The sequence below is a fragment of the Brevundimonas sp. SGAir0440 genome, from assembly GCF_005484585.1.
Lineage (GTDB): Bacteria > Pseudomonadota > Alphaproteobacteria > Caulobacterales > Caulobacteraceae > Brevundimonas.
The window spans coordinates 2192227-2203927 of sequence record NZ_CP039435.1; the positions used below are offsets into that span (position 1 = coordinate 2192227).

Here is an 11701-nt window from a genome sequence, read left to right on the forward strand (position 1 = left end):
ACCGACCGCTCGCCTTCACCGGCGGGCGGTTGGGTCATGCCATGACTGATTGAAACAACGCCCCGAAACGCCTCGCGAAAAGCTCCAGCGATCCTTCATCAACTTCGTCCGTTACGTCTGGCGATACGTCCTCGGCCTCCCCAAGCCGACCCGCATTCAAGAGGACATCGCTCGCTACCTCGAAAGCGGCCCGACCCGCCGCGCCATCGAGGCCCTTCGCGGGATCGGCAAGTCCTTCATCACCTGCGCCTATGTCGTCTGGTGTCTGTGGCGCGATCCGCAGAAAACCGTCCTGATCGTCTCGGCCGGTGAAAGCGGTGCCGCAGACAACGCCAACCTCATCAAGTCGATCATCTTCCACGAGGCGGGCGACCAGCTATGGGCCGAACTGCGCCCCGGCCGGGACCAGCGATCCTCGACGCTGGCGTTCGATGTCGGCCCGGCCAAGTCGAACAAGCAGCCCTCGGTCAAATGCCTCGGGATCACCGGACAACTGGCGGGCAACCGCGCCGACATTTTGATCGGCGACGACGTTGAGAACCAGCGGAACTCCGCGACCGAGGATCAGCGCGACAAGCTGCGCCACGCCACGTCCGAATTCGGCAAGATCATCAAGCCTCTCGATACCTCCGAGATTATCTACCTCGGGACGCCGCAGACCGAAGAGTCGATCTACAATGACCTTCCCAAACGCGGCTACGACATCCGCGTCTGGCCCGCGCGCTACCCACTGAAATCCAAGCTCCCGAACTACGGCGACACCCTCGCACCGCTGCTCCGGGCTGACATCGAAAAATGCGGGACGCTCTGTGATCCCACGGGCCTGTCGCTTCTGGGCGGCGCCCCGACCGACCCTGACCGCTTCACCGACGCCAAGCTGCTCGAAAGCGAGATGGACGGCACGGCGGCCGAGTTCATGTTGCAGATGATGTTGGACACGTCGCTGTCCGACGCCGAGCGGTTCCCGCTGAAGACCTCCGACCTGATCGTCATGAACGTCGATAAGAGTCGGGCGCCGGTCGCACTCTCCTACACGTCCGCCGACGATAAGCAGATCAAGGACGTGATGCTTCCGAACGTCGGCTTCACCGGCGACAGGTTCTTCTCACCCTTCAACGTCAGCGAACATTGGGCCGACTACACTGGCAGCGTCATGCACATCGACCCTTCGGGCACGGGTGCGGACGAGACGGCGTTCGTCGTCACCAAGTTCCTCAACGGCAAGGTCTTCGTCACCAAGTGGGGCGGCGTCGCCGGTGACGGCGGCTCGCCCGAAACCCTGTCCAAGCTTGCGACCATCGCGGCCGAACAAGAGGTCCGTGCCCTCATCGTGGAGGACAACTTCTCGGACGGCATGTTCCGCCGACTGCTGACCCCCGTCCTGCTCGCCAAGCACACCTCGAAATGGCGGTGCGGCATCGAGGGCGTGAAGGTCCACGGCATGAAAGAGCGGCGCATCGTCGGCGCCCTTGAGCCGGTGATGAAGCAACACCGTCTGGTCATCGACCGAGAGGTTCTGAAACTGGACCTCGCCGTCCCCGACCGGATCAAGTCAGGCGTTTTCCAGATGACCCACATAACCGCCCAGCGCGGTGCATTGAAGCACGATGATCGGATCGACGTGCTGGCCTTGGCGGTGGACTATTGGAAGCAGCACATGGCTATCGACGCCGCACAGGCCGAGGCCGACCATCGCAAGAAGCTGGATCGCGAGTTCGAAAAACGCTTCTTCGCGGGCACCGCGAGCGGCCAGCTATTGAATAAAACTGGACGACAGCGCGGCGCCGGAAGGCGGATGATTTAGGTAGCGATCACGCGCTCGGAGAAAAACATCTTGAACAGCGTAGCGGCCTCCTTCTTGCGGATGCGGACCACGAAATAAAGCAGGTTCGTGTGGGGATAGGCGAGATTGAAGGTCCGCATGGTCGATGGCGGATCATTCGCGTTCAGCCAGTCAAAAGCCTCTTGGATCAGTTCATCATCATCGGTCACGAACTCGATCAAAGTCGATGGCGACGTGTCCTTCGCAATCTCGGCCATCCATTGGCGGGCGGTCTCGATATTGTCGATCATGAGAGACGGATAGTTTGGACTGGTCGGATCGCTGGAAGTCGTCGCATCGGCAAATGCCAGATTGATGCGGGCCTCCAGCCAGCCCTGCGTGTCGTAGAAGCCGTCCTTCATCACTTTCCTCCCCGCTCAATAAGAGGGTGGTTGCCGTGCAGGACTTTGCTGACCGTCGTGTCGGCCAACCCGAGTTCGGCGGCGACATGCTTATTTTTCCGGCCCTCGTCAGAGAGCATAAAGATTTTCAGGATGATGTCGTCCGTCATCCTTGCGCGATGCGGCCAGTTCTGACGGACCTGACGGGGCGTCAGCGACAGAAGTTCGGCCACCTCACTGATCGTCATTCCCTTGTCACGGGCGTTCTTGATTTCCAGAGTGACGGACGACCGAACCGAACCTTCCTCCGCGCCTTGTCGCGTGGTCGCTTCGATCACGAGTTTCAGGAGTTCGGCTTGGATGGTGTGCGGGCAGTCATGCCGCGTCGCGATCACCGCGATCTTGGCCGCAAGGGCTTGGGCTTCCATCATCGTTCTCCAAAAAGTTTGAGAATGGTTCCGGTGCGCTTGGCCCAATCAAGATAGCGGCGGGTGTCCTTGCCCCTAACGATCTCGATATCAAAGGACCAGTCTTCATCGCCGTAGGGTCCGGTGAATGCGCGAAAGCGTTCGTAGTCCCGCTGGATCACGCGAACTTCGAACCATGGACCTTTGAAGAAGAAATCCGTGAAGTAGCCGTGGTGGACGGTGACGACGCCATTGTTGAACTTCGCACGGGTGACGCCTCGAAACGGTTCTTCGAGGTCGAAGCGGTCGTCGCTGACGATGACCGTCTTCCAAACGCCGTCTCCAATCTCGGGGTAGACGGCTTTCGCCAGCTTCGAGATCGCGGGATCAGGATTGAAAGGGTCGAGCGACCGCAGCGTCTTGATTAGATCAAGCGTCGTGGCGAGAGTCGGGTGAAACGGACTGGTGATCTGGTAGGCTTCCATGTTTCAGCCCTCCGCTTTCGAAGGGTTCACGGTCGTCCACCACCGGGCCATCTTGCCGAAGGCGTCAGCGTCGTCGGCGTTCATGCCGCAGAAGATCGCCACCGCTTGAAGATGGTCAGACAGACGAATTTCATCCTCGTCGTCGTCATAGCTCTCACCGAATTCGACGACCGAGACGACGACAAGTCGGGTCCACCAACCGTCACCCTCAACCTTCACGGTGAAGCGCGTGTTGAACTCACAGGCAGGGTTAGGGTCTTTGTAGGCTTCCCATTTGGACACGCTGTATCCGCGCTTGCCCTTGAACGCATTGCGGTAGACCGTGAGGACATCACCCATCCCGAAGCCGGAGCTTTGATGATAGATCATGCCCTCTTCGGACCAGTCGAACGCGACCGCCGCGATGGCCGCCATACGCTCGAAAATGATCTGGTTGATGATGCCTTGGTGGTAGCTGTTCGGCTTAAAGCCTGAAGCGAACTGATTTTCGGGCACGGGTTCGTAGTAGGTCGTCAAAGTTGGGCCTCCGTTCGAGTGGACGTATGACCAGATTAAAACTCACCCTCCCGAAATTGGCCGGGTTAACGTCGCATTAAGCAAGCAAACCCATGTTATGATTAGTATTTCAGGCGAGCGGTCATGGATTTAGAACAACATTGGAGAGAGGCTCGGCGCCTCCGCGCTAAACGAAAACCTGTTCCGAACTCGCCGGAACTCAACGCTCTATTTCGCGAAGCCATTCTCGAAAAGCTCCGAAATCCTCGTCGCGACCTGTCCAACGCGGCCTTCGCCAAGCACCTGAACGAACTCGGTCTGATGACCTTCCAAGGACGGTCGTGGGACGCTGACAGCGCGCGCCATTACCGTCAGGCCCTTGAGACCGACATCGCCCGTGCTGGCGCCGAAATGGATGAGGAAGACCAGAAAGAGCCGCGCCGCATCAAGGCGATCCGCGACTATGCGCTGGCCGCACTCGCCCGATCAAACACTCCCGGCCAGACGCTTCAGGAACTGGACAACGACATCATACGACTGCGCCTCGATCTTGTTGAGGATCGAAACGCCGGAATGCATGAGATCGAGAGAGCGGTCTCGCTTCTTGAACGGAAGCGCGCCAGCCGGTCAGCCTGATTTCTTCGGAGCCTTGCGGGCCTTCACCTCCGATAGCTTCGCAGCCGTCAGGGCTTCGACCTGTTTCTTCAATGCTTCGATCTCGCCAGCTTGGCGATAAAAACCAATTGAGAGGTCCGACACGACACCGGACAGGCCGCGCGGCGTGAAGCCATCCTCACGCTCCCGCGCGTCGCCGAACGTGCAGTTCCCAATCTCACTGTCCAGACGATCCAGCTTCATGCGAAGCGTCTCGACATTGTCCGATACGACGCCCTCGATGGTCGTCATGCGAGCATTGGCCTTCACGATGTGGTCAGCCAAGGCCGCATTGGTTTCCTCGACAGCGAGACGCAGCGAGGCGACTTCGGTCGAGAGTTTCGGCAGGTCGATGCCGCCGGTCAGAATGGAAAGGATCATGCTGATATTTAGTCAGCGGCGATCCGACTAATGCCCGACCAGAACGTCAGTCAGAGAGGCAGGATCACAGCCCGCTCGTAGCCGGTATGCCCGTCACTCGTCGGCAGAATGACGAACTCGTCCGTAGGCCGATTGATGAGGGCGCGAACAAGGTTCGTGAACTCTTCCGCATGTTCGATGTCGCGAACGAGTATGAAGCCGCCGTCGCCGGTCGGCTCCACATTGTAGGCGGTTGACCCCGCCTTAAGGCGTTCAAGCAAGCACCCCATAACGGCGGCTATTAAAACTTCAGGTTGGCCAAAAAGTCCAGTCCCATATCAATCGCCAATTCGCCACTACGCTTGTGACGAAAGCTTTCGAAGTTGCTGTGACCAATATGCCAAGGTATCGAATGCAGCGACTTTAGTGCTGGAATCGGCATACATACGGATCATGTCTCGCATCACCCTGTCACCTATCGATATTCAAATTGGCAAAACAATACGCGACCGCCGCGTAGCTCTGGGCCTTACTCAGTCAGAACTTGGGGGGGCTATTGGCGTCTCGTTCCAGCAGGTTCAGAAATATGAGCGCGGGGCAAATCGAGTTGCTGTTTCAACGCTGTTGCAAGTCGCCGGTGCTTTGAGATGTAGCGTAGCCGACCTCTACGGCGATCCCGTCTTAACAGGGCAATCACCCTCGGAACGAGCCATTTTGAAACTGTGGTCGCAGTTGAATCAGAAGCAGAGCGATGCTGTCGCAGCTATGCTTCAACAGTTCCTGACGCGCTAAACATGTTGTTCTCGGCTCGTAGGAGCGGGTCGTAAGAATGAAGATGTGAGACCATTTGTTAGCTGCCACTCGATATGCTAACAGTATCGCCGCACTTTGGTTCAGTCTCCATAGTCGTAGTCTTTCTGAGAGGAAACTACCTATGATCGGCTTATTATCGCGCCTTCGCAATCCGTCAGAGATACACTCCGTCGAGCCGGGCGGGGACGGTTTTGGTATTATAGCCAAGCCTGACCGCTTGTCCGATTTCTCGATGCTCGTTCGAGACGCCATCAACGATCCAGACCCATCTTACGCGGTTTTTGCTACCCGGATGACGGAAGGCACAGAACGATTATATGAGCGCGCATATATTCTCCCCTTCGACGAATAGGCTTGGCCTGATCGTCGCGGGCCTCGATTGCAAGGCGTTGTTTTAACGTAGGTTAATGACGCGCTCGGTATTCCGAGACACATCGCGAAACTGCCGAGGCACTTTTGCGTTATGGCAGGTTCCGAATGGTGTTGTCATGACCGAAGTTGTCTGTGTTTTCGTCGTTGACGACGATCCACTTGTGATGATGACACTCGAACATGCGCTCGAAGACGGGGGTTTTGTTTTTAAGACGGCTTGCTCGGCAATCGAAGCGAAAGCCCTTTTCGACACCTGCGGCGCCGAATGCCGCGCTCTGATTACAGATGTAAACCTTGGGAGCGCGGCAACAGGTTGGGATGTCGCCAGATCAGCGCGGGAAATGAACGGCACTTTGCCCGTCGTGTATGTGACTGGCGACAGTGCTCATGAGTGGCGGGCACAGGGCGTCCCCGATAGCATTCTCATCGAGAAGCCATTCGTTTCTGCACAAATCACAAACGCGGTAGCGTTCCTACTAAATGCTCAAAGCCAGCTTAGCCAAACTTTCCCTCAACGGCCTTGAACCGACCCGCTTCTGTCGCGGCTATATCGCATATGCTCGCACCTCTTGGTGGAGCGAAACGCGGTGAATAGCGACGACGACAAGATCAAACGCGAGTATATACGCAAAGTGTGGGCTTTATCCGCGAAGCCCTTCTTGAAAAGAATTTATTTTGCCGAGCTAAGCTACTGGGGAAGGCAGTCTACTGGAATTTGATGGCTTTGAAAGCTGACCCTAACGTCATGGTTGTCAGGGGCAAGCCTATCCCACCCGATGACTACATCAAACCAGAGTAGATTAACTGATTATCCATTTAGCTCGGTTCGCTCACGATGACGCTTCAGTTTCGAATGGAACGACCACAGCACGGACATACCTCCCGAGCGCATCAGTGACGGGCTGCGCGACCACTTTATCACAGTGACCGACAGTAAGCTCGTCTACAAATTTTACAAAGGCACTCTCCTGACCATCCTTCGGAGAGATTACCCAGCACTTTCCAAGTGGCTGAGCTTCAAATATTACCGAACCTTTTCCAATGGATTTAAGTAAGTTAATCATCGGCACCCAACAACGCGACACTCTCGACACTCGTAGATAACCGGCCGATCCTTAAAGATTCAGCTAATGCGAAAGGCCCTCGCGCAATGCGAGCCGCTCGATCCGGCACAGTCAGAGTGGCATTACCGTAGCGCGTTCGTAGCCTAACTTGCCGTCAGTGATGGGGAAGATGGCGTATTCATCGCTTTGATGAAACGTTAGTTCATCAATCATCTTGGCGAACTCCGCTTCCTGCCCCCGTTTTGGGACAATAACGAATCCCTCGCCGAAGACCTCGACATCGAAGATCGGCGATCCGCTTTTAATGTTTGCCAAAAGGTTCTTCATTGGCGTGATTATAAGTTTCGGGGGTCATGCCTGTCGAGAGCTTAACAGGACAATGAGAGTTATGACCCGGATTGAAATTTGGGTCACACATCCGAAGTGGGGAATATACGCATCCCGCAACTGTCAGCCCCCCCCGTGGGGGCATCGTCCGGGGACCGTCAGGGCCGACGCTGGCCAGCATAGGACCGTATAGGAAATGCGCGGGGAGACTCGTTTCCGATTCCGACGCGATGCCTTGGCACGGTTTCGGGCACGGTCTGCACTACTCTCTCGCTAACCGCTTGAGATCGCTTGCCCTCGTTCCCGTAAGACAGGGCACACAGGGCGATCACGCATCGTCAGGCCCGATGCTCCAGCACATCGAGCGACGATCCTCGCGCGTGATCTAAACGCGCGCGCGATGGAGCCACGACCGTTCGCGGGTTAGACCCTGCCTTTTTTCGTTGACGACATTTTTTGCGTTGACAGTGCCTATTCGTTGATTCACGTTTGGGGCATCGAATGCATAAACGCAAAGGTTGACCTCAATGCTTACTGAACTGCCCGGCGACTTCACCCGCCTGATCGAACTGACCGGCGGCCACTATGACCTGACTCTCTGGATCCGCCCCGATGTCGATCTCGACTCCACCTTCGAAGCCATCTGCGACGTGACCGGCGACCGCCTGTCGGTCAACGGCTGGCTGTTCTGCGAAGCCTAATACCCGCGTCAACGCAAACAACGGATTAGAACAATGAAAGCTGACATCTACCAAACCGTCACGGATTCCATTGTCGCCATGCTGGAGAACGGCGTCCGCCCTTGGGCGCCGCAATGGGAAGCCGGATCGTGCGGACTTCCTGCGATCCCGACCCGCGCCAACGGCGAGGCATATCGCGGGATCAACGTCGCCCTGCTTTGGGGAGCGGCCGAAATGAAAGGCTATCGTCACCACACTTGGATGACCTTCAATCAAGCCAAAGAGCTTGGGGGATGCGTCCGCAAAGGCGAGAAGTCGTCGCCGGTGATCTATTGGGGGTCGTATTCCAAAGAGGACGAAACCGGCGAGGAAGAAACCCGGCTGTTCGCCAAGGGCTATGCGGTTTTCAACGTCGAGCAAATCGACCATTTGCCGGAACGCTTCTATGAGGCCGCGCCTGTCGCCGCGACGGCCGAACGCATCAAGCTCGCCGATCAATGGGCGGTCGGGACTGGCGCCGAGATCAGACACGGCGGGGCTAAAGCGTTCTTCTCGCCCAAGTCCGATCACGTCCAGATGCCGCCATTAGAGGCGTTCTATGAGCGCGAAGCCTATTACGCGACGCTCGCCCATGAACTGACGCACTGGAGCGGAGCCAAGGCCCGGCTTGATCGCCAGTTCGGAAAGCGGTTCGGCGATAAGGCGTATGCGTTTGAGGAATTGGTCGCCGAAATGGGCGCCGCCTTCGCCATGGCTCGCCTTGGGATAGCCGTTGAGCCTCGCGAGGATCATGCGTCCTATCTGGCGTCATGGCTCAAGGTTCTGAAATCGGACAAGCGCGCCATGTTCACGGCGGCGAGCAAGGCTCAAGCCGCTTGTGACTTCCTCTTTGACCTCGCCGACAAGGCCCCAAAACAGGCCGTAGAGCGGCCTTGGATGGCCGATGGCGTCATCTATCTCCCTGACCTGTCGGGAGGCTCCAGCGCGCCGGAAATCGAGTCCCATGGCGACGATGACGACACAGACCCGACGCCGCCTGTTGCGCCTAAACGTCCGCCTGTCTCGACCGATGTCGCGGCCGGGTTCCTGTCCAAGCTGACGGCGTTTGCAGGGGGAGGCATTAGTGCCTCCCGCCCGTTCCATCCCCGCCGTGATCCAAGCCTATGCGAGTTCCTGTCTATCCGGGGCATCTGCGACGATGGCGGGGAGCTAAAGGCCCGCGATCTCGACCGCTGGCATCGTGAAGCCCCGTTCCGTCGCCGCCTTGTGCGGGCCGATGGCGTGTCGCTGGAGACTGCCGCGCGTCTGGCTTGGGAGGCCGGGTATTTCGATGATGTTGCGGTTCCGGCTTGGGATAGCTCCGACAACATGCACCCGGTGACGGAGGCGATGTTGCTGGCCGCTCTGGAGCGCGAGCTACGCGCCGACTATCAGCACCTTTGGGCCGACCATGATGCGGAGTTCTTTGCGTGAGCCTGAAAGTCTCATTCATCCTTGTGGCGACTGATGACGGCTCCGGCCGTCATCAGGCGGCCTATGCGGACAGCATGTCCGAGATCGAGGCCATGCTGACTGGCGTCCTGACTGACGTAAGCTTCGAGCGTCACATGATCGACGACGAGAACCTTGCGGCCACAGTCCAAAACATGCGCGACGTGACCATGCTTCGGGTCGCAGCATCTGACCTGATCCGCCGGGAGGGGTGGCAAGCACAGACGGAAGATGGTCGCTGGCTCCGACACCGCGCGGATGGACCCGCCATGATCGGCTGTGTCAGCAGCTATCAGAAACCGGAAAGCCGCTACTTCCTATGGGGCATCAACATCGAGCCGGAATGGCATCAGAAGCTCGTCGCAGACGGCACGGCCGAAAGCGAGGAGAAGATGCGGGCTTGGTTCGATGCGAGATACTACGAATGATCGCCCTGACCCTCTTGGACCGTCGCACCCGCGAGGCTTTCACCGTCGTCGTCCCTGACGGTTGGAAGCCTGACGCGACGGTCTATGACATCACCCGGCGGGGTCGCCCTGCCGCCGGGTATCGTCGATCCGAGACACTGACCGCCGAAAGATATGGCGGCCATCCAGCACATCCGACTAAATAGTCCTCATAACCTGTTTCGCCGTGTGCAAGACGTGCAAACAGGGCCGTTTAGATATTGGATAAATATGGATGGGATCGTATATTCGTTTCTGTCATCAAATCCGAAAACTTGAGGCCCTGCGATCTTGCACATCGCGGGGCCTTTTGTTTTTCGGATTTTTATGGACAACCCCTTTGCAGCCGTTGTGGCTGAACTTGACTACCTCGGGAATGACAACGCTCTCCTGAACTCTGCCCTCTACAAGAACCCTGACTTCGTGGCGTGGTGCGAGAGGATCGCTGACCGTCAGCACAAGGTCCGCGCATCGGCCGTGACGCCCCTGCCCGCGTTGGAGACGATCTTGGCCCTTGAGGCGACAGTCTTTGACAACGGTCCTGAACCGAAGTTCCGACACAAGATCACGCTCCAGACCTACATGGGCGATCATCCCAACTGGAAGCGTCCGAACTGGAAAGGGACGGCGACGCTCTGGCCGCACGATGTCGCCGTGAAGACGGCGAAGAAATCGAAGGCGAAGTTCTCGGAAGCTACGCTCGCCGTGGTTGAAGCTCTGGCCGGTCAAGGCTCCGGTTTCGTGGGCGTCTTCATGCACACGGGCGCCGGGATGGGGTCTACCTACAACGATCAGCACGTGGTCTGGATCGACATGGAGACGAATGAGGCAATGATCTATTCGCCGAACGCCCACTTCTGGCTGGCACCGTTCGACAAGCTGGACGCCAAGGGCAAGCCGCTCAAGAGCAACGGCATCCTGCATTCGCGGTCATCGTCGGCCGACACTCTGGATCACTGGTCAACGGGCGAGCCGGTTTCGCTTTAACTATTCGCCGGGAGTGATGCTCCCTCTATTAATACCCCCTAATACTAATATATTAATAGAGGGAGCACCCCTCGGCGAATACGGCTTTGGTCGGTTCCCTCTAATAGAGAGCATCACCTGACGGTTCGCCCAACAATAGGGACATAGGCTTGCCCCCGCCTCGTTCCTCGTCGGCGCCAAACCATTTCTCTAATAGAGGGAGTGGGGTTGCGGCGCGGTAGTCGAGGGCGGATCGGGTCGGTGCATCACCCTGTGAAGGATGGCGACCCAAAAAAGAGCGGTGACCGAGGTCACCGCTACAGATAGTTTGCTTCGCCTTCGTTCAACACCGGTTGATGACGCGAGTTCCTTACGAATCAGGCGGACTTCTTCATCGCTTCAGCGTTAACGGCGGCGTCTGCAATGGCCGTGAGGTCTTCATCGGTTTGGGACTCTTCATTCAAGGTCTCTTCGAGCAAAGCGGCTGCGTCAGTTAGGCCCAGCACGTTCGCCCAGCGTCGCAGAGTGCCGTATCGGGTAATTTCGTAGTGTTCGACTGCTTGCGCGGCGGCCAGCAGACCCGCATCCATGGCAGGATTATCCTTATATTCCTCCATGATCTCATCGCCCTCGGCGAGAATGCCTTCGATGGCGTCGCACGTCTTTCCTCGCGGAGCCTTCCCGATGATCTCAAACACCTGTTGCAGACGTTCGATCTGCCCCTCAGTTTGATCCTTGTGCTTCTCGAACGCGGCCTTCAGTTCGGGCGACTGGGCGGCGCGAGCCATCTTGGGGAGCGACTTCAGGATTTTCCGCTCAGCGTAATAGATATCCTTCAGGGTGTCGTGGAACAGAGTGTCGAGTGTTTTCTCGGCCATAACCATATCTCCGTTGGGTGAGACACATAAAAGCACAGCTAAGCGGGTCAGTTCCTTGCGTCGGTGGTTCGAAATGAGGCCAGCGCGCGATTAACCTCCC

General features: G+C 57.6%; 16 protein-coding genes. 8 read left to right on the forward strand and 8 right to left on the reverse strand.

Annotation, left to right across the window (positions count from 1 at the left end; genetic code table 11):
• The first annotated feature begins 49 nt into the window (after positions 1-49).
• Positions 50-1804 (forward strand): phage terminase large subunit, encoded by a 1755-nt coding sequence (gene terL, locus E7T10_RS10815; protein ID WP_137721799.1) that lies wholly within the window; start codon positions 50-52, stop codon positions 1802-1804.
• Here the strand turns inward: terL and E7T10_RS10820 are convergent.
• Genes E7T10_RS10820 through E7T10_RS10835 form a run of 4 tightly spaced genes read right to left on the reverse strand, consistent with a single transcriptional unit; the run spans position 1801 to position 3571 of the window.
• A complete protein-coding gene (locus E7T10_RS10820) occupies positions 1801-2184 on the reverse strand; it encodes a hypothetical protein (RefSeq protein WP_137721800.1) in 384 nt (127 codons plus the stop codon). The two genes, terL and E7T10_RS10820, sit on opposite strands and share 4 nt — an antisense overlap.
• Positions 2184-2591 (reverse strand): hypothetical protein, encoded by a 408-nt coding sequence (locus E7T10_RS10825; protein WP_045811623.1) that lies wholly within the window; start codon positions 2589-2591, stop codon positions 2184-2186. The genes E7T10_RS10820 and E7T10_RS10825 overlap by 1 nt, the downstream gene beginning before the upstream one ends.
• Positions 2591-3055 carry a hypothetical protein gene (locus E7T10_RS10830; RefSeq protein ID WP_137721801.1) on the reverse strand — a complete coding sequence of 155 codons (465 nt, stop codon included), beginning with the start codon at positions 3053-3055 and terminating at the stop codon, positions 2591-2593. Before E7T10_RS10830 ends, E7T10_RS10825 begins: the two co-directional genes overlap by 1 nt.
• Before the next feature lie 3 nt (positions 3056-3058).
• Positions 3059-3571 carry a hypothetical protein gene (locus tag E7T10_RS10835; protein WP_137721802.1) on the reverse strand — a complete coding sequence of 171 codons (513 nt, stop codon included), beginning with the start codon at positions 3569-3571 and terminating at the stop codon, positions 3059-3061.
• A 123-nt stretch (positions 3572-3694) separates the two neighbouring features.
• Between E7T10_RS10835 and E7T10_RS10840 the strand changes: the two genes are divergently transcribed.
• Positions 3695-4186: a hypothetical protein gene (locus E7T10_RS10840; RefSeq protein WP_137721803.1), complete on the forward strand. Its 492-nt coding sequence runs from the start codon at positions 3695-3697 to the stop codon at positions 4184-4186.
• Here the strand turns inward: E7T10_RS10840 and E7T10_RS10845 are convergent.
• Together E7T10_RS10845 and E7T10_RS10850 are read right to left on the reverse strand one after the other, a co-directional pair.
• Positions 4178-4585 (reverse strand): hypothetical protein, encoded by a 408-nt coding sequence (locus E7T10_RS10845; protein ID WP_137721804.1) that lies wholly within the window; start codon positions 4583-4585, stop codon positions 4178-4180. The two genes, E7T10_RS10840 and E7T10_RS10845, sit on opposite strands and share 9 nt — an antisense overlap.
• A 50-nt stretch (positions 4586-4635) precedes the next feature.
• Positions 4636-4845: a hypothetical protein gene (locus E7T10_RS10850; protein WP_137721805.1), complete on the reverse strand. Its 210-nt coding sequence runs from the start codon at positions 4843-4845 to the stop codon at positions 4636-4638.
• A 172-nt stretch (positions 4846-5017) separates the two neighbouring features.
• Between E7T10_RS10850 and E7T10_RS10855 the strand changes: the two genes are divergently transcribed.
• Both E7T10_RS10855 and E7T10_RS10860 read left to right on the forward strand, forming a co-directional pair.
• Complete coding sequence (locus E7T10_RS10855) at positions 5018-5356, forward strand: helix-turn-helix domain-containing protein (protein WP_137721806.1); 339 nt, start codon at positions 5018-5020, stop codon at positions 5354-5356.
• A 509-nt stretch (positions 5357-5865) separates the two neighbouring features.
• A complete protein-coding gene (locus E7T10_RS10860) occupies positions 5866-6273 on the forward strand; it encodes a response regulator (protein WP_082064492.1) in 408 nt (135 codons plus the stop codon).
• 651 nt (positions 6274-6924) lie between these two features.
• Here the strand turns inward: E7T10_RS10860 and E7T10_RS10865 are convergent.
• Complete coding sequence (locus tag E7T10_RS10865; protein ID WP_045811629.1) at positions 6925-7140, reverse strand: hypothetical protein; 216 nt, start codon at positions 7138-7140, stop codon at positions 6925-6927.
• A gap of 527 nt (positions 7141-7667) precedes the next feature.
• Between E7T10_RS10865 and E7T10_RS15765 the strand changes: the two genes are divergently transcribed.
• The 4 genes from E7T10_RS15765 to E7T10_RS10880 all read left to right on the forward strand — a co-directional run bounded on the left by E7T10_RS15765 (position 7668) and on the right by E7T10_RS10880 (position 10744).
• Positions 7668-7841 (forward strand): hypothetical protein, encoded by a 174-nt coding sequence (locus E7T10_RS15765; RefSeq protein WP_161639019.1) that lies wholly within the window; start codon positions 7668-7670, stop codon positions 7839-7841.
• Between the two features lie 33 nt (positions 7842-7874).
• Positions 7875-9293: an ArdC family protein gene (locus E7T10_RS10870; protein WP_137721807.1), complete on the forward strand. Its 1419-nt coding sequence runs from the start codon at positions 7875-7877 to the stop codon at positions 9291-9293.
• Positions 9290-9739, forward strand: coding sequence for a hypothetical protein (locus E7T10_RS10875; protein WP_137721808.1), 450 nt, complete (start codon positions 9290-9292; stop codon positions 9737-9739). The genes E7T10_RS10870 and E7T10_RS10875 overlap by 4 nt, the downstream gene beginning before the upstream one ends.
• Before the next feature lie 309 nt (positions 9740-10048).
• Positions 10049-10744 (forward strand): hypothetical protein, encoded by a 696-nt coding sequence (locus E7T10_RS10880; RefSeq protein WP_210416084.1) that lies wholly within the window; start codon positions 10049-10051, stop codon positions 10742-10744.
• A 356-nt stretch (positions 10745-11100) separates the two neighbouring features.
• On the opposite strand, the gene E7T10_RS10885 is transcribed toward E7T10_RS10880, so the two are convergent.
• The gene (locus tag E7T10_RS10885; RefSeq protein ID WP_137721810.1) at positions 11101-11601 is read right to left on the reverse strand and encodes a ferritin-like domain-containing protein; all 501 of its coding nucleotides are present in this window, start codon (positions 11599-11601) and stop codon (positions 11101-11103) included.
• Between the last annotated feature and the right edge of the window lie 100 nt (positions 11602-11701).